The following is a 17,114-nucleotide window of genomic DNA, read 5'->3' as shown; positions in this document are numbered from 1 at the left end:
GTGTTGGATTGTAAAGGACGCACCAGCGCTTGTAAACTATGCACTCACATGCGGGTATGAGGCGAGAGGCCTAAGGCTACGGGGTGACATCTCACGTCTTCCCTCTCGTTCCTTACCGCCAGCTTGATTGAAAGGATTCTTGAATGGCTGAGCCCAAACAAGTGAGTCTCGACAAGATGTGGAAATATGTGAAGGGATTCGCGGAGAAGAGCGGAACGACCATGCATCCGAATCATGCCGTGACCGAAGCCGTGGTCAAAGGTCTTGCGATGCACATGGACGAGCTGGGCAAACCACTCTGCCCCTGCAATTTCTACAAGGATAAACAAGCAGAAGCGAAACTCCGCCGGTGGATGTGCGCCTGTGATGAAATGCAGATCTACAAATACTGCCACTGCCTCTTGTTTGTGAGGGAAGACGGCCTGCCAATCACAGAATATCTCCCGGAGAGCCATGAAGGGCGGGAGATCTATGGGGTCATCACAGATCCGACCCCTGACAAAGGCCGCGCCATGAAACACAAAGCTTCAGCTGCACCGGCATCATTAGGCGAAACACCTGAATCGTCCGCATCTACTACATAACAACCATGCCGCCAAGCAGACAACTCCGGTGCGGAATAGTCATTGCCCTCCTGCTGGGAGGGTTGTGGCACAACCAGGTACAGGCCAACGAGCCAAGCAACCTGTCTCCTGCCCTCGTGCCACAGCCTCCAAGTCTCAACGAAAAGGACTTATTCCCTTATAAGCAGAAGGGGCGAGGCACTCTGGCTGGACAGGCATTTCTCGGCTCGCCATCCGGGAAAGCCGTCACCCAAGCCGGTGTTCCGGTGCATCTTATTCCTATCACCCCCTACACACGCTATTGGTTTGACCACACACTTAAGGCCACCACCTGTTCAGCGACGGAGAGCCCTGCCTCTGCTGAAGGCAGCCCAACGCCACGCTCCCTAGCTGACTGCGCACACGAAGCGCTGACTCGACTCCGGACGGAAAAGCGGTTGGCCCCCTATCTCCGCACAACTAGAGCAAACCCCACCGGCCATTTCTGGTTCACCAAAATTCCCGCTGGGCGCTACTACATCGTCAGCCTGATCGAGGGAGACCGGGAACGAACCAAGGATGACCAGTTCGCTGGGCTTGCCTGGCTGATTCTCGATCTTGAGGCAGGTGAGAAAGCCTCAAACCTTGTCGTGACCGACTGCAAATTAAGTCTTTGTTGAGCCAGGCTGGTCCTCACCGGATACTGAAAAGCCTAATCGACGCCTACCCTAAACCTTCGTTTCTTCATACGCTCCATCGCGATGGAATGGCTTTCCCTACACCTGCCGACATCCGACTCCGGGAAATTCTAGCTAGCAGGCTGTTGACAAAGTCCGCCAGCGGCGTTCTCGCCGCGCTCAGAGGCTCAACGTACTACAGAGAGTACGCTTCCCGCCTCGTCGCTTGCTGCGGCCTTGCTGGACGGCCTTTCTGAACAGCCTGCGATAGCTTCTCAACGGGTCTGCGAGTATCCAGACCTTGCGTGACCGTTCTGCTCAAGTAGTTTGTCAACACCCTGCTAGTGGTCTGGGGACAGATCTCTCCAGAGATGATCGTGATTGCATACCTTCTAAGCAGTCTGCTAAGGTGGCGCGATACAGACATTCAGTCGCCATTATCCATTTTCAACGAACTGGTTCGCATGGTCTGGGACCCCAAAGATCCTTGGAGTAGGAAGAGCGACCCGCTTGAGGATGCGCTCAAGCAGGCCCAGTCGCAATTCAAGAATTTGATGCCCACGTTCGGGAACCTATTGCCCTCAACCGGCTTCAGAAACATCGCGATTTTAGGGCTGATCATTTTTCTCGCCTGGCAATGCGTATTTATCGTCGCTCCGGATGAAGAGGGCGTCGTCAAGCGATTCGGTGCCCCTGTCCGAACTGTGGAACCTGGCCCTCATTTGAAAATCCCTCTCGCCGAATCGGTTCTACAGCCGAAAGTCCAAAAACTCCATCGTGTCGAGGTCGGCTTCCGTACGGAGCGGCAAGGCCGCCAGCAAATGCTGGCGCAGGAAGCCCTGATGCTCACCGGCGACATGAACATCCTGGCCATCCAATTTATCGTGCAATACAAGATTAAAGATTCATCGAACTACCTCTTTAACGTCGCTCAAATTGAGGAGACGATCAGTAAAGCAGCCGAAGCCTCAATGCGCGAAGTGGTCGGAAAGGGCAAGATCGATGAGGCATTGACGACCGGCAAGGCGCAGATCCAACAGGATACCCAGGTGCTCCTGCAAGCTCTCCTCGATCAGTACCAGGGCGGCATCCAGGTCGCAGCCGTCCAACTCCAGGACGTCAGTCCTCCGGAAGCCGTGGCGGCGGCGTTCAAGGATGTGACGAATGCGAAGGAAGATCGAGAAAAACTGATCAACCAGTCTCAGAGTTATCGCAACGACATTCTCCCTAAAGCCCAAGGCGAAGCCGCCCAGGTGGTGAACCAGGCCAAGGGCAACGCCCAGGCGCGAGTGGATCGCGCCCATGGTGAGGCCAACCGTTTTGTGGCGACGTTGAAAGAATACAACCAAGCCAAAGACATCATCAGCAAACGGATCTATATCGAAACGATGGAAGAAATCCTGCCGAATATCGAGAAAATCATTATTGATGGGAAGACAGCTGATCGGATGCTGCCGTATCTTCCGCTCGATCGTATCAAGCCCAAGACCGGCGCAACAACAACCAGTGAGAGCCAGAATCCATGACCAAGCAGGGGCTTATCATTGCGTTTCTGGCGGTCATTGGTGGTTTGCTGTTTCTAGGGGCCTCGCCTCTCTTCGTCGTCGACATCACCCAGACTGCCATCGTGGTCCAACTGGGAAAGCCTGTTCGAAATCTCCCGGAGCCAGGGCTCTATGTGAAAGTGCCCTTCGCTCAAGAAGTCATCTACTTCGACAAGCGTCTGTTGGATTACGACTCGGCCGCGCAAGATGTGATCACACAAGACAAGAAGACTCTTCTCCTTGACAACTACGCCAAGTGGAGGATTGTCGACCCGCTTAAAGTCTATCAGAGCTTTCAGTCCCAACGGGGAGCCCTTCAACGACTCAATGACATTATCTATTCCGAGCTTCGAGTCGAACTCGGACGCCATGACCTTATTGAAATTGTCGCGTCGCACCGTGGCGAACTCATGAAAATCGTGACCCAGCGCTCGAATGAGAAAGCATCTGCGTATGGGATCGAGATCCATGACGTGAGGATCAAACGAGCCGACCTTCCTGAGCAGAATGAGCGGGCTGTGTTCGCCCGAATGCAAGCGGAACGGGAACGACAGGCGAAGCAATACCGCGCAGAAGGTGCTGAGGAAGCCCAGAAAATCCGGTCAGAGGCGGAAAAGGATCGAGAGATTATTCTGGCTCAGGCGTATAAGGAGTCGGAAGAACTTCGTGGCGCTGGGGATGCGAAAGCGTTTCGGATCTATGCCGAAGCTTACCGACAAGACCCTCACTTTTTTGAATTTACCCGCTCAATGGAAGCCTATAAGAAAACCTTCAAAGATAAGTCCACCCTGGTAATTGGGCCTGACTCAGAATTCTTCCGCTATCTGAAGCAGCGCTAACTTTTAGGACAGCCCCACAATCTCGCCTGTGCCTGGGTCGATTCCAATTCGTTCCCCTGCCGGCTTCTTCGGCAGGCCTGGCATCAGTTGAATGCCTGAGCAGACCGCCGTGAGAAACCCGGCCCCTGCCAGTATTCGCACCTCCTTGATGGGCAGCGTAAAACCGGATGGGCGCCCCTTCAACGCCGGATCGTGCGACAGTGATAGTGGCGTCTTTGCCATACAGATGGGGAGGCGATCGAGTCCGAGCTGCTGTGCCAATTCAATATCTCGCTCGGCTTCTGCCTCGAACGTCACAGCAGAGGCCCCGTACATTTGTGTCGCGATAGTCAGGATTTTCTTTTTGATCGGCCAGGCTACATCATATAAATGCCTGAATGTGGACCTTTCCTTTGTGGCCCTGACCACCGACCTCGCTAACTCTTCCGCCCCTTTGCCCCCGTCGGCCCAATGGGTTGAAACGGCAGCCCCCACTGCCCCAACCTCTAGAGACCGCTCGCGCACCCACTTCAGTTCATCCACAGGATCATCGACAAATGCATTGACTGCCACCACCACTGGTACCCCATGGGCTTTCACGTTCGCAATGTGCTGCTCCAAGTTCGCAAAGCCTCTGGCCAATGCTTCCTGATTAGGTCCGGTAAGCCCTGCCGGGAGTGGGGCTCCGACCTTGACCGCCCCTCCACCACCATGAAGCTTGAGTGCACGAAGTGTGACAACCACCACGCCTACTGCCGGCTTGAATCCGGAAAGGCGACATTTGATGTTGAAAAATTTCTCTGCCCCGAGATCACTCCCGAATCCAGCCTCCGTGACGACATAGTCCCCACAACGTAAGGCGATGCCATCGGAAAGAATCGAACAGTTCCCATGGGCGATATTACCGAACGGGCCCGTATGCACGAACGCCGGGGTTCCCTCAAGCGTCTGAACGATATTCGGCAACAACGCTTCTCTAAGCAACACCGCCATAGACCCGGCACATCCAAACTCTTCTGCCCGCAATGGCTTACCACCCTTAGTAAACCCTACAATGATTCGACCGAGCCTCTGTCTCAGATCAGCTTGACTCGATGCCAAAGCGAGAATTGCCATGACTTCAGAGGCTTCTGTGATCACAAACTGCCCCGAATGGGCCACGACACCCTCTCCCAGCACGATCTGTCGTAAGGCCCGATCGCTGACCCCAGACGTCCGTGGCCACGTGATCCGAATGGGATCCACCTGAAGAGTATTTCCATGAAACAAGTGATTATCAACAAACGCTGACAAAAGATTGTGGCTGGCAGATACAGCATGAGCGTCGCCGGTCAGGTGGAGGTTGATCTCTTCCATCGGAAGGACTTGCGCTCGCCCTCCCCCTGTTCCTCCACCTTTAATCCCAAACACCGGCCCTATTGAAGGTTGTCGAAGTGTCACGACCGTTCGATGGCCGAGGCGGGAAAGGCCCATGGCAAGTCCTATGGACGTTGTCGTTTTGCCTTCTCCAAGCGGAGTCGGAGTGATGGCGGTTACGAGCACATACCGGCCGAGAGGTGCCGCGGAAACCCGCTCAAGGGCATCAAGCGAAACCTTTGCTTTTAGCCTTCCATGCGGGACTAACTCGCTGGCCTGGATACCAAGCTGATCAGCAACCTCCTGAATTGGACGTGCCTTCACTGACCGGTTGATCTCAATATCTGTCATAGGTGAGGATTGGGGTGGTCTCTACCACTGCGATGGTCGCGGCAGTATAGCACAGGAATACACTCGAATAGACTCGTTCAGTGTTGGTGTGGGAGGGAGTACCTTCGCAGGGCTCAGTCGGAAACCTTTTCTGTGTTGATGATGAGCCGATGAGGGAGGGGGAAGCCCAACTATAGCTTATTCGAGAATATACTTTACTGGGTCTAGCGCCTGGCCATGGGCTTTGACCATATAATGCAGGTGGGGACCCGTGGCTAGTCCTGTACTACCAACTAAGCCAACGACCTCTCCACGCTTCACGCGCTGTCCTTCTTTGACTAACGCCTTAGCCAGATGCCCATAGAGGGTTTCAATACCGAATCCATGATCTATTTTTACGACATTTCCCAGCTTAGCATCGAAGCCGACTGCTGTGACTCGTCCCTGAGCCGAAGCTTGAACCGGCGCATTAGCAGCCGCTCCAATATCCAACCCATCATGCCACGCTGGCTTTTCTGTGAATGGGGAAACCCTTGGCCCGAACCCAGAGGTCACCCATCCCTTTACCGGCCAAATGGAAGGGGTAGCTGCCCATCGAGAAGATCTCTGTTCAGCAGCCAAGGACAACTCTTGAAGTGATTGTTCCTGGGTCGCGGCTTCTTTCGATAGCCATTCTATGCCATCCTTAATTGAGGCGATCTTATCCTGCTCAGTGAGATTACTCGAATCAGCAGAGGTACTTGCTTGACCAGATACAGTACTTTGGTTGGTTTCATCAGTTTTGGATGGCTGAGACCCGGCGCCGTTCTTGAGGGTTTTTAAATCAGCAGGGAGAGTATCATCACCCTCGGGAAGAGGAGCATCTACACCACCTCGGCCGTTTATCATATCCCCTGTTTTAGGAGACTCGATTCCTAACATAACTCGAAGTCGCTGATTAACTTCCTTCATACTCGTTAAACGCTTTTTCAGATCGTCGATAGAGCTGGAAAATTCCTCAGTCTGTTCTCGCGCATTCATTGCTTCTGCCCGGAATGACGTGAGTTCCCAAACTTCACCGGTTCTAATCACGTAATGCGCGATAACCAGAATATTGGCTAGAAGAAAAATAGACCCAATAATCAACAGCTTGCTGACGAGCTTGCGAGGAAAGCTGAACCGAAGAGGCTTGGCTGATGAGCCACGAAAGACTACAACTGTGTAGCCATCACTATTTTCTGTGCCGTTCACTTGTCCCATGGCCATTCACCCCCTGCTGAACGGACTCCTCCAGACCCTACATACAAATTCTTGAGGAGTTTACCAATCCAGACTGCTTCGGTCAACCCCTCATTTCGGTGAGTTAAAAACACATTCACTAACTATTAGCTGTTGGTCTCACTGCAGACCCACCTAATATATTGTGGTATGCCTTCCTGAACAGGCAAGGCGATGATTTCGGGAGTGTCATATGTATGTATCGCCTTGATGGCTTTCTCGAGTACAGCATATCGTGCCTTGGTCGATTTGAATATGAGCAGAACTTCCTGTGATTTCAATATTTTTCCATTCCATCTGTATATAGACTGAATGGCCGGGATGATGTTCACACAGGCAGCCAGCCTTGCTTTTACCACTACTTTTCCAATCTTAACCGCTTCTTTCTGGTTTGCTACCGTTACCATGATAACAAGGATCTGCGTTGCAGGTTCCTTCCTAAGAGGCGCGCCCATTAGTAGAACAGCCTTTCCGCTCTAAGCCATCTATCCTCTAAGGTTATAGCGATGAAGCAATTTCCAGGCCAATTACGTACGCGAGTAAATGATTGTTGCTATTTATCAATATCTTATAAGTTTATGATGTAACTCTGGCATTTTCTGGATCTTGTTCACATCTTAACAAGTGCCACTAACCACAAAAAACAGCAAAAAAGAGACGGAATATTGACAAAAATGTACAATTTTTGTCGCTTCCCATTGTTAGTTTGCCCTATTCAAAATCCGGTTTCTTTATGAGCTCGACCATCCGATTAGTCTGATTGACAGGCTTTTCACCCCTCACATATGATGCCTACAAGTAAGGAGGCCATCAAATGGGTTCTGTCATTTCTCCGAAAGAATTAAAAACACGACTCGATAAGGGAGATAACCTTGTCCTGCTGGACGTGCGGGAAGATTGGGAATACTCGCTCGCAAAAATAGATGGCTCAATCCTTGTTCCCCTCGGAACACTTCCTCAATCGCTCACTCGGTTGAACCGCGAATCCGAGATCATCGCCATTTGCCACCACGGTATGAGAAGCGCTGATGCGACAAACTTCCTCCTTCAACAAGGATTCTCAAATGTGAAGAATTTGATGGGGGGAATCGACGCATGGTCGGTCCATGTGGATGGAGCAATCCCCCGCTATTGAAAGGCCCCTCCAACGCTCAACGCCGACAGCCCCCCATACACTACATGGCTTGGCCGATTCTAACTCATGCGCTCGCGGAAATACTCGACGGTGCGCTTGAGTCCTTCACGCAATTCGACCTTGGGCTCCCAGGACAATTCTTGATGGAGCTTGCTTGAATCAATCACACTCCGCGCCTGTTCACCACTCATCGCTGGCCCATGAACTTCCTTACATGCCGAGTTTGTGTGGGAGATCAAGATCCTCAACAAATCGTTGATTGAGGTTTCCTCTCCCGTTCCAACATTATATGTTCCCTGTACCTCCTGACCCATCACGGCAAGATTTGCCTCGACGACGTCTTCAACGTAGATGAAATCTCGCGTCTGACGGCCGTTCCCATTGACGATCGCTTGCTCGTTATTCAGTAGCTTCTGAATGAAGATCGCAACCACACCTGCCTCTCCATCAGGATCCTGACGCGGGCCATAGACATTGGAATAGCGCAGGTTCACCATCTGAAGTCCGCTCACACGCTGGTAATAGGACAGGTATTGCTCCCCGCACAGCTTGCTGATTCCGTATGGCGACAGCGGCCGCATAACATGAGACTCTGGGGCAGGATAAATCTCTTGCTCGCCATAGATAGCCCCGCCGGAAGAAGAAAACACAACCTTCCGCACTCCATGCCTAACCGCTTGCTGCAGCACATTCAGCATCCCAAGGATATTGATCTGTGCATCGAAGATTGGATCTGCCACAGATTTTCGGACATCCATCTGTGCAGCAAGATGCATAACAATATTGGGTCGCTCGTTGCGAAATACCCGTTCAAGTCTCCAGCTCTGAATATCCAGCTTGTAGAAACGAGCAACGCGATTAAGGTTACGCCGCTTCCCCGTGGACAGATTGTCTACAACAACAACCTCATGCCCTTCCTGTACAAGCCGATCGACCAAATGGGATCCGATGAAACCGGCACCTCCAGTCACGAGCACCTTCATGCATGCCCCCATCGCCGCTGAGCCCATTCCATCATTTTTCCACCGCCGGCCTGATTAGGCTGCTATCTCTCGGGCAAAACCAACAAGAATCTCCCGATTCCCTTTTCGCCCTATCACGGGAGAATCCAGCACGCCTTTAAGCGTAAGCCCCAAACAAGCAGCGCAATCAATGATCTTATTGGTCACTGCCTCGCGCTGCCTATCATCTCGCACGATTCCCCCTCGTCCCACCTGACCCTTACCGACTTCAAACTGCGGCTTCACTAACGCCACAACTACCGCAGACCTGTTGAGTAGGTGAATGACAGCTGGCAATACCAGCGTGAGAGAAATAAAAGACACGTCGATTACTGCCAGGTCGATCGGTTCTGGAACCAAACCACGGTCAACATACCGGATGTTGGTCCGCTCGAGCAAGACAACACGCGAATCTTGCCGAAGCCTCCATTCAAATTGGCCATACCCCACATCGATCGCATAGATGCGGATGGCCCCTCGCTGCAAAAGACAGTCTGTGAACCCGCCGGTTGAGCAGCCAACATCCACACAGATGGTCCCTTTCGGGTCAATTTGAAAGGCCTCAAGGGCCGCAGCTAACTTATCTCCGGATCGACTGACAAAAGACGCAGGCCGCGCAATTTCAATGCGCGCATCCGGCGACACCAACTTCGCAGGTTTATCCACCATGATCCCATCGACCAAAACTCCCCCTGCTAAGACCCTTCTGGCCGCGGCTTCACGACTGGATACCAGCCCCTGAGCCACGAGCACACAATCCAACCTTGCCTTGTGTTCACGCGGGGGAGATGCCATAGAGACTGGGGAAATCGCTCATAGAAGCATGGCCGGAGAAGGAAGCCGGCACTGGGAAAAACTAGGCGGATGGTTCATCGGGCTCTTCGCCTGAAGAGTATGCGTGGATTCGTTTTTTGCCATTTTTGTCTTGCACGAGCACTTCTACTTTATGCTCTGCTTCTTCTAGAATCTTAAGACAGCTTTTCGAGAGGCGAATACCCTCCTCAAAAATCTTGAGCGATTCGTCTAGAGGAAGATCGCTTTTTTCCAGCTCACCAACAATGGCTTCTAATCGCGCCATCGCTGTTTCAAATTTTACTGCTGCCACATCATACCTCGACGCCATAGAGTGCGTAGAACTTCATTATACTCAACCACATCTCTAATTCAAACTGGGGAATCGTCCAATACACGAGTGACTACGCAACTCAAACGCCCTCTTGCCAATTGGGCTTCCAGCTCCTGCCCCGTTTCGACATCACTCGCCCGATGGAGAATTTGACTGGTCGGAACCGTCTGAAGAATGCTGTAGCCTCGTCCAAGAACCGCCAAAGGACTTAGGGTATTAAGTTGCGCCAAGGTCGCACGGACCCGGTGGCGATGGTGTTCCATTGTTACACACATTCGTCCCTCAAGGCGTTTCGAGAGATGCGGAATCCTCACTAAGCCTTGCTTGATCACAAGAATGGGATTGAGACCGGAAAGATCGCGCTGCACCTCGTGGACCTGTTCACGCCTGACCCGAAGCAGTCTTTGTGTCATCTTGCTCAAGCAATCCATCAAGTCATCTGTCTGCTGTGCTGCCTCCTGGAGACGGAACCTTACATCTTTGAGCCCGAGAACTCCGACATCAGTCCGCCGCCGCTCGGAGGCGCAACGCCGGAGCATCACCTGTTCCATACGGACTCTCAGCTCCCTCAGTCGCTCCACGATGTCAGCCAACACCGGCACCACAGCCTCCGCTGCGGCCGACGGAGTCGGCGCTCGGAGATCGGCGACAAAGTCGGCAAGCGTTACATCGATTTCATGTCCGACAGCCGACACCACAGGGATATGGGAGACCGCAATGGCACGTACCACGATCTCCTCGTTGAAGCTCCAGAGATCTTCCAACGATCCCCCGCCTCGCCCAACAATGACGACATCCACCGAACCCAGCCCGTTCAAGGCGGCCAGCGCTTCCACAATTTGCCGGCCTGCACCCTCCCCCTGGACCTGAACCGGGGCAATAACAATGTGGACTATCGGCCAACGCCGCCTAAGGACAGCCAGGATATCTCGAATAGCTGCCCCCGTCAGTGATGTGACGACACCTACCGTCCGGGGAAATGGAGGAATCGCCTTCTTTCTATCCTGATCGAATAGCCCCTCCGCCGCCAGGCGTTCTTTTAACTGTTCAAATGCCAGCTGCAGCGCGCCGATCCCCATCGGCTCCATCATATCGAGCACGATTTGATACTCTCCACGTGGTTCGTAGACCGAGAGTCGCCCACGCACGATAACGTGTAGCCCTTCTTGCAAACCAAAACGCAGTCGATTCGCGCTCGATCGGAACAGCACCGCACGAATTTGACTCATCTTGTCCTTGATCGTGCAATAGACGTGTCCTGATCCGGGAGTGCGGATATTGGAGAGCTCTCCTTCCAACCAGATATCGGAGAATTGTTCTTCGATTGAAGCACGAAGCAGACCCGTCAGCTCCGAAACCGTTAGAATTCGTTCCGGGTGGGCGGTCTGAAAGAGGGATGCAGTGGAACCAAGAGAACTCGTGGTGAGTCTCCTCTAATCGATGATACGAACTCGTTCAATCGACAGTGCCTTGCCTAGCCTCGCATCTAGTTCGAGCAGCACTGCACAAAAGACGGAAGGACCAGAGGCCACTTCAAAGCGTCGTGGCATCCCGGTCAGAAACTTTTCGATCGCCAACTCTTTCTTCACCCCGATCACAGAATGGAGCGGACCGGTCATTCCGATATCCGTCACATATGCCGTTCCCTTGGGTAAAATCTGATCATCGGCCGTTTGCACATGCGTATGGGTACCAACCACGGCGACCGCTTCTCCGTCCAGATAGTGTCCCATCGCCATTTTTTCCGATGTCGCTTCCGCATGCATATCAACAATCACGGCAGTCGTCCGCTTCTTCAGATCAGCCATCTCTTTCTTGGCCACCTGAAACGGACAGTCCAATGTCGGCATGTAAGCTCGTCCCATCAGCTGAAGGACACCAAGCTGTTCCCCACTGGCCGACTCCACTACCACACTCCCATGACCCGGCACACCACCGGGATAGTTAGCCGGCCGAAGTAGGCGTGGTTCACGGGGAAAGTAATCCAGTATTTCTTTCTTATCCCAGGCATGATTTCCGGTCGTAATGACTGCGAGTCCGAGATCGAACAATTCTTCTGCCAGCTCCGGAGTAATCCCAAACCCGCCAGCTGCATTTTCTCCATTCCCGATCACGATGTCGATTTGCCGCTGAGCTACCAGCCTGGGAACGGCTTTGGCCAACGCACGACGCCCAGGCTCTCCAAAAATATCGCCAATGAAGAGGACCTTCACTTGGCATACTCCACATAGCGGCTCTCTCGAATCACCGTCACTCGGATGGTGCCAGGATAGGTTAGTTCCTGTTCAATCTTCTTTGCCAGATCTCGAGACAGTTGGAACGACTCAGCGTCGGAAATGTCTTCCTGTCGAACGATGACACGTATCTCTCGGCCGGCCTGAATGGCGTAGGCCTTTTGCACCCCCTTGATGGTGGTCGCAAGCAACTCCAGTTTCTCCAGCCGTTTCACATAGGTCTCCAAGGCCTCCCGCCTGGCCCCAGGCCTGGCAGCAGACAATGCTTCAGCCGCAGCAACCAAAACCGATTCGGGACAGATCGGCTCGACTTGCTCGTGGTGCCCTGCAATGGCATTCACAATCTTTTCGCTTTCGTTGTACTTCTTGGCAATCTCAGCGCCCAGCATCGCATGCGGGCCCTCTTCTTCATGACTGACGGCTTTCCCGATATCATGCAGCAGCGCCCCCCGTCTCGCCAACTTCACATCGAGACCAAGCTCCGAAGCCATGATGCCGCAAATGTACGCGGCCTCACGTGAATGATAGAGATTGTTTTGCCCGTAGCTGGTCCGATACTTGAGCCTGCCAAGCACCTTGATCAACTCCGGGTGAAAATCCGAGAGTCCCAACTCAAAGATAATTTTCTCGGCCTCTTCATACATAAGTTTATCGATATCGACTTTCACTTTCTCGACGATCTCTTCAATCCGCGTCGGATGGATGCGTCCATCTTGCATCAACCGTTCGAGCGAGACTTTGGCAATCTCCCGACGCAGAGGATCAAAACCGGACACAATGACCGCCTCGGGGGTTTCATCAATAATCAGATCGATCCCCGTTGCGGCTTCGATTGCACGGATGTTGCGCCCTTCCCGCCCTATAATTCGCCCCTTCATCGCATCATTCGGAATCGGCACGACAGAAATCGTGGATTCGGAAACATAGTCACGTACCACGCGCTGAATCGAAGAGGTAATGATTTCACGCGCTTCCCTTTCGGCATTCTCCCGTGCCTCTTCTAAAGTTCGCTTGGCATGCCCAACGGCTTCGAGCCGCGCCTGGCTTTCCATCTCCTGGATGAGTTGTTTCTTTGCCTCGTCGGATGTCATTCCCGCAACACGTTCCAAGGCTTCACGGTGTTCTTTCTCCACTCGAGTGCAGGCCACCTCTTTGGCTGTCAGCTTCTCTTCCCGTTTTGCCAGCTCTAGTTCTCGCTTCTGAATCTCACTCTCCCGCTTATCTACCAGACCGATTCGCTTCTCAAGGGCCTCGTCCCGCTGCACCAGACGTTTTTCCGCAACGGCCACTTCGGCCATCTTGGCCTTTTGCTCCTTCTCGATCTCGGCTTTCGACTGCAACACAAGGTCTTTCGCCTCCAGCTTGGCTTCTTTAACAATGTTCTCCGCCTCGTGCTGGGCGTTCTGCACAACCTGGCGTGCCTGCTCCCCTTCTTTCGCCTTCTGGGTAGCACTCAAAGAGCGTCGGATCAGCTCAAAGATGCCAATCCCAAGCAACCCTCCAACGAGTCCTGCCACTACATAGGTAATAATTGAGTCCAAAATTGAGCTCACCCCCTTACAGTCGCGAAACGAGAAGCATCTCGCTTCTCAGTCTCGTCTTGAGACAAGGTTGTTAATCGACGGCCCGGAATGAGAAAAGGAGCGCAGAGTATCCCGATATGGAGAAAGGAGAGGGCGGCCAGAAACGCAGTCTAGGGACTTACTGCAGAAACGAAATCCGCGGGGATGGACCGCTTGGTGGATTGAGATATCGAGTACGTCCGGTGCGAGAGAAACCTCTCGAAGTCCATCTTCGTTGGTACGCTCTCATCTGCATGAGAGGAGTCATCGCACGAACCGGAAGCAGTTGCTGACCGTTACGGCAGGCTATACTTTTTGACGGCAGCATAAACTCGATGACCTTGTCCAATTGCTCCAAGAGATTATACATGAGGTGGACGAACCCCCGTGCCCATTCAAGTTGCCTCAATTTCGCCAACATCAAGAATCCACATCCATTCCGCGATAACTGTATCGAATCCCTATTAGACTGAACCGGTTCAAGCATGACCGAATCATTTCCCTATCGAAAATCTACCACGCCCTGACACATTGGTTACAACGATAACAAAGGGGAATGCCCTTTGCAAGGTTAATCTAGCGAAAGAGTGACGTCGGCACCTGCTCCTCGATCGATTCCATAAGCGACGTCATGCGCCGCTCGACGTCCGCTTCACCTTGCGCACGTTTCCGTTCAAGTTCAAACAACTGGTGCGCCAAATTAAGAGCCGTCAGCACGGCAAGTTTCGAGGGGGTTGTCGTATTCATCCCTTCCGCAAGATGGCGCATCTGGCCATCTACAAAGCTCGCGAGACGCCGGATATCGCCCTCGTCTGCGTCGCCACGAATCGCGTATCGTTGACCATAAATTTCCACGTCGATCGTCTTAGTCAAGAGCCACCTCCTTACGTTCTTCAAAACACTCCAACAACTCGATATCGCTGAGGACTTTTTCTATACGAAATTTTATATCGATACGTTCTTGCTCCCACCGTCGATTCGAATCATCCTTTTCCGAGAGTCGTTGTCTGGCGACCTTTAGCTCTTCCTCAATGGATGCATTCTTTTTCTTCAATTCTTGAACGAGTTTAACGAGATCTCTAATACGGGTTTCGAGCGCGTCCAGCCGGTCTAATGCCATCCCTCACGGTCCTCTCTAACAATCCACTACAGGTTGTGGCGTACTATAGAAACTTGTCTAGATATTGTCAAGAAATAGCCGTCAGGAGACCTTGTCCAGCCGCACGTATTCTCGATAGCTTCGCAACACGCGCTTCACATATTGGCGCGTCTCCTGATACGGAATCAATTCGACGAACTCATCCTGGCTTCGACTACGGTGCAACGTAATCCAACCCTCGACAGCAATTGGCCCTGCATTGTACGAGGCAATTGCGTACGTAGCATTACCGGAAAATTGCTGTAGCAACTGTTCGACGTAGTAGACACCGATCCGAATATTGGTTTCTTGATCGAAAAGGTCATCCCTTCCGACGGCGGGAAATCCAAGCCGCTGCGCGACAATACTTGCAGTCCCGGGCATCACCTGCATCAGGCCGATCGCACCGACCCGCGACACAGCCCGCCAATCATACTGACTTTCCTCTCTAATGATCGCCGCCACCAGGTAAGGATCGACAATACTCGCACCCTGGCCCTTGATCGTGGAAAGGAGACCTGTCGGATAGGCCACCTTCCAGAGCGATGGGTCAGTGACACCGCCGGTTCGCTCTAATTTATCTCGGAACCTCGCCCGCGCCAGACGGAGTGCATGATGGTAGGCACCCACCTCGTTTAGCATTGTCGCAAGTGCCATGAGGACCTCCGGGCTTCTGCTATAGCGATCGGTCAACCCCACGAGTTCTCGGGCAGCATCCGGGTCCAACCCTAACATCTTGAGCTCAATGGCACGACGGTAGGCCGGCTGTTGCTCGATTTCCGCTCGTGCAGAGGCTGTGCGCGTGGCTTCACCATTTACAGCCGAACCGCCACTCGCCGTGACGGTCGCAGAAATAGGTTCTGAGGCAAGGGACTCTGAGGTCGGGAGATTGATCCGTTCACGTGCCAGCTGACAGTAGTAGGTATAGACATATCGTTGGCACAGCTGCACATAGACATCGCGAGCGTGAGACTGCTGGCTCAACTCGGCCGCACGCGCCATCCAGTATAGAGCCTGCGGCTCATACTCATTGTCGTGCAGATCAGCGAGCACACGTAGCTCCTCACCCGCTTCGCGATAACGCGCCATGCGGTAATACACCCAACCCACATGCCACCGTGCTTCGGCTCGCTGGGACGCAGGCTCTCCGACTTTTGCCACCTGTCGAAAACGCACAACTGCGTCCTCAAAGCGGCCCTGATCTTCCAGCCACATCCCAGCGAACAAGATAATCTGGCCCTTCTGCTCCGCGGAGAGCGACGCTGTCGACAGCGAATTGGCAAGATCCAACAACTTATCCCCCTGTCCCTGTCTCAGGTAGACACGGCCGAGCCAGACCCACGCTTCATAGGACCCAACTCCTCCCTCTTTTATCAGAGCACGGAACGTCTCTCGGGCTTGGTCATACTGCTTCAGCCGGACCTGCGCGATCCCGAGCTTCAGCTTTGCTTCGGCGCGTCTTGGCGATTGAGGATCAGCGACAAGAAACTTCTTAAGCTCGTCGATCGCCTCGATATGAAAGGACTGCCCAAGATAGGCCTGCGCCCGGGCAAACCGCTCGCTTGATTGAACGACCCAAGGCTCGCCACCAAGATTTGAGACCAGCAGCGCTTCCGCTTCTTTCGCCTCCGCACTGTACGGAAACCGGACCCAGAGCTGCATCAAAGCCTCGCGACCCTCCTGAATCTTGTTGTCCCTCAGTTGGCAGACGCCTCGCCGAAGCAGCGCCTGGGAAGCGCCTGGCTCCTTATCATCCATTTCTACTGCTCGTACAAGCCATGTCACCGCCTCAGGGCAACTGGACGCTTGATACCATGCCTCCCCTGCCCGATAAGCGGCCTTGGTCAGCAGATAGGAGTCGGGCACAGCCAGTGGAATGTTTTCGAACATGTCCGCCGCCTGCTTGGCATCTCCAAGTTTCAACAATGCTTCTCCCATCCATAATCGGACATAATCATCCAAGGCCGGAAAGTCCCGCTGTGACGTGCGCAGGAACTGAATGGCTACGGCAGGGTTCCGTTCAATGAGCAATACTCCCGACAGCAATCCCGCACGTTTGGCCCAGACTGTGGCAGGAAACCGTTCCATCAGCCGCTGCAACCGGCTCAGCTTGAGCGACAGCACTTGATCTTTATTGAGCGACTTGCCAAGCCGTTCTTTCGGAAGCGCGGCAGCCTGGAAACAGTCCTCCACCCTCTCGCAAGCCTCACTGTCACTCGCTATCGATGGGGAAGAAGGACCGGCGACCGATTGGTCGGAGAGGAGAGTAACCCCGCAGAGACCAATGGACGTGGCCAAGAACAGATTCCGTATGGCCTGTTGATGCCAGTAATCGCGCACCGTCACCTCCCTCCCAGTCTGTAACATATATAGCAGTGTGTCTCACCTGTTGCC

Annotated in this window: 17 protein-coding genes; 5 read left to right on the top strand and 12 right to left on the bottom strand. The window is 53.3% G+C overall.

Features of this window, described 5'->3' with window-relative positions:
* Positions 1 to 143: 143 nt before the first annotated feature.
* The 4 genes from HZB34_00515 to hflC all read left to right on the top strand — a co-directional run bounded on the left by HZB34_00515 (position 144) and on the right by hflC (position 3,602).
* Complete coding sequence (locus tag HZB34_00515; protein ID MBI5314435.1) at positions 144 to 584, top strand: ferredoxin:thioredoxin reductase; 441 nt, start codon at positions 144 to 146, stop codon at positions 582 to 584.
* 5 nt (positions 585 to 589) lie between these two features.
* On the top strand, positions 590 to 1,222 hold the full coding sequence (locus HZB34_00510; protein ID MBI5314434.1) for a hypothetical protein: 633 nt from the start codon (positions 590 to 592) through the stop codon (positions 1,220 to 1,222).
* A 461-nt stretch (positions 1,223 to 1,683) separates the two neighbouring features.
* Positions 1,684 to 2,745 carry an FtsH protease activity modulator HflK gene (gene hflK / locus HZB34_00505; GenBank protein ID MBI5314433.1) on the top strand — a complete coding sequence of 354 codons (1,062 nt, stop codon included), beginning with the start codon at positions 1,684 to 1,686 and terminating at the stop codon, positions 2,743 to 2,745.
* Positions 2,742 to 3,602, top strand: a complete 861-nt coding sequence (hflC, locus tag HZB34_00500; GenBank protein MBI5314432.1) for a protease modulator HflC — start codon at positions 2,742 to 2,744, stop codon at positions 3,600 to 3,602. Before hflK ends, hflC begins: the two co-directional genes overlap by 4 nt.
* 3 nt (positions 3,603 to 3,605) lie before the next feature.
* Here hflC and HZB34_00495 read toward each other — a convergent pair whose 3' ends face one another.
* The 3 genes from HZB34_00495 to HZB34_00485 form a co-directional block, all read right to left on the bottom strand.
* The gene (locus HZB34_00495; protein ID MBI5314431.1) at positions 3,606 to 5,288 is read right to left on the bottom strand and encodes a formate--tetrahydrofolate ligase; all 1,683 of its coding nucleotides are present in this window, start codon (positions 5,286 to 5,288) and stop codon (positions 3,606 to 3,608) included.
* A 177-nt stretch (positions 5,289 to 5,465) separates the two neighbouring features.
* Positions 5,466 to 6,512 carry a M23 family metallopeptidase gene (locus HZB34_00490; protein MBI5314430.1) on the bottom strand — a complete coding sequence of 349 codons (1,047 nt, stop codon included), beginning with the start codon at positions 6,510 to 6,512 and terminating at the stop codon, positions 5,466 to 5,468.
* Between the two features lie 119 nt (positions 6,513 to 6,631).
* Positions 6,632 to 6,979: a divalent-cation tolerance protein CutA gene (locus HZB34_00485; GenBank protein ID MBI5314429.1), complete on the bottom strand. Its 348-nt coding sequence runs from the start codon at positions 6,977 to 6,979 to the stop codon at positions 6,632 to 6,634.
* A gap of 359 nt (positions 6,980 to 7,338) precedes the next feature.
* Between HZB34_00485 and HZB34_00480 the strand changes: the two genes are divergently transcribed.
* Positions 7,339 to 7,659, top strand: a complete 321-nt coding sequence (locus tag HZB34_00480) for a rhodanese (protein ID MBI5314428.1) — start codon at positions 7,339 to 7,341, stop codon at positions 7,657 to 7,659.
* Between the two features lie 59 nt (positions 7,660 to 7,718).
* On the opposite strand, the gene HZB34_00475 is transcribed toward HZB34_00480, so the two are convergent.
* From HZB34_00475 to HZB34_00435, 9 genes are all read right to left on the bottom strand, one after another.
* Positions 7,719 to 8,642: an NAD-dependent epimerase/dehydratase family protein gene (locus HZB34_00475; GenBank protein MBI5314427.1), complete on the bottom strand. Its 924-nt coding sequence runs from the start codon at positions 8,640 to 8,642 to the stop codon at positions 7,719 to 7,721.
* 54 nt (positions 8,643 to 8,696) lie between these two features.
* A complete protein-coding gene (locus HZB34_00470; protein ID MBI5314426.1) occupies positions 8,697 to 9,455 on the bottom strand; it encodes a TlyA family RNA methyltransferase in 759 nt (252 codons plus the stop codon).
* A gap of 61 nt (positions 9,456 to 9,516) precedes the next feature.
* On the bottom strand, positions 9,517 to 9,765 hold the full coding sequence (gene xseB, locus HZB34_00465) for an exodeoxyribonuclease VII small subunit (GenBank protein MBI5314425.1): 249 nt from the start codon (positions 9,763 to 9,765) through the stop codon (positions 9,517 to 9,519).
* Between the two features lie 59 nt (positions 9,766 to 9,824).
* On the bottom strand, positions 9,825 to 11,153 hold the full coding sequence (locus HZB34_00460) for an exodeoxyribonuclease VII large subunit (GenBank protein MBI5314424.1): 1,329 nt from the start codon (positions 11,151 to 11,153) through the stop codon (positions 9,825 to 9,827).
* Between the two features lie 66 nt (positions 11,154 to 11,219).
* Positions 11,220 to 11,999: a TIGR00282 family metallophosphoesterase gene (locus HZB34_00455; protein ID MBI5314423.1), complete on the bottom strand. Its 780-nt coding sequence runs from the start codon at positions 11,997 to 11,999 to the stop codon at positions 11,220 to 11,222.
* A complete protein-coding gene (gene rny, locus HZB34_00450) occupies positions 11,996 to 13,573 on the bottom strand; it encodes a ribonuclease Y (protein ID MBI5314422.1) in 1,578 nt (525 codons plus the stop codon). Before rny ends, HZB34_00455 begins: the two co-directional genes overlap by 4 nt.
* A 585-nt stretch (positions 13,574 to 14,158) precedes the next feature.
* Positions 14,159 to 14,455: a cell division protein ZapA gene (locus HZB34_00445; protein MBI5314421.1), complete on the bottom strand. Its 297-nt coding sequence runs from the start codon at positions 14,453 to 14,455 to the stop codon at positions 14,159 to 14,161.
* Positions 14,448 to 14,702 (bottom strand): cell division protein ZapB, encoded by a 255-nt coding sequence (zapB, locus tag HZB34_00440; protein MBI5314420.1) that lies wholly within the window; start codon positions 14,700 to 14,702, stop codon positions 14,448 to 14,450. Before zapB ends, HZB34_00445 begins: the two co-directional genes overlap by 8 nt.
* A gap of 81 nt (positions 14,703 to 14,783) precedes the next feature.
* Positions 14,784 to 17,060 (bottom strand): transglycosylase SLT domain-containing protein, encoded by a 2,277-nt coding sequence (locus tag HZB34_00435; GenBank protein ID MBI5314419.1) that lies wholly within the window; start codon positions 17,058 to 17,060, stop codon positions 14,784 to 14,786.
* Positions 17,061 to 17,114: the final 54 nt, after the last annotated feature.

This window comes from Nitrospirota bacterium, from assembly GCA_016219645.1.
In the GTDB taxonomy this organism is placed as follows: Bacteria; Nitrospirota; Nitrospiria; order Nitrospirales; family Nitrospiraceae; genus Palsa-1315.
The sequence above is the reverse complement of the archived record's forward strand: the minus strand, read 5'-3'. Positions and strand labels throughout refer to the sequence as shown.

Coding starts and splice junctions, on each gene's coding strand:
- HZB34_00515 (MBI5314435.1), top strand. CDS start 144: ATGGCTGAGCCCAAACAAGTGAGTCTCGACAAGATGTGGAAATATGTG.
- HZB34_00510 (MBI5314434.1), top strand. CDS start 590: ATGCCGCCAAGCAGACAACTCCGGTGCGGAATAGTCATTGCCCTCCTG.
- hflK (MBI5314433.1), top strand. CDS start 1,684: ATGGTCTGGGACCCCAAAGATCCTTGGAGTAGGAAGAGCGACCCGCTT.
- hflC (MBI5314432.1), top strand. CDS start 2,742: ATGACCAAGCAGGGGCTTATCATTGCGTTTCTGGCGGTCATTGGTGGT.
- HZB34_00495 (MBI5314431.1), bottom strand. CDS start 5,288: ATGACAGATATTGAGATCAACCGGTCAGTGAAGGCACGTCCAATTCAG.
- HZB34_00490 (MBI5314430.1), bottom strand. CDS start 6,512: ATGGCCATGGGACAAGTGAACGGCACAGAAAATAGTGATGGCTACACA.
- HZB34_00485 (MBI5314429.1), bottom strand. CDS start 6,979: ATGGGCGCGCCTCTTAGGAAGGAACCTGCAACGCAGATCCTTGTTATC.
- HZB34_00480 (MBI5314428.1), top strand. CDS start 7,339: ATGGGTTCTGTCATTTCTCCGAAAGAATTAAAAACACGACTCGATAAG.
- HZB34_00475 (MBI5314427.1), bottom strand. CDS start 8,642: ATGAAGGTGCTCGTGACTGGAGGTGCCGGTTTCATCGGATCCCATTTG.
- HZB34_00470 (MBI5314426.1), bottom strand. CDS start 9,455: ATGGCATCTCCCCCGCGTGAACACAAGGCAAGGTTGGATTGTGTGCTC.
- zapB (MBI5314420.1), bottom strand. CDS start 14,702: ATGGCATTAGACCGGCTGGACGCGCTCGAAACCCGTATTAGAGATCTC.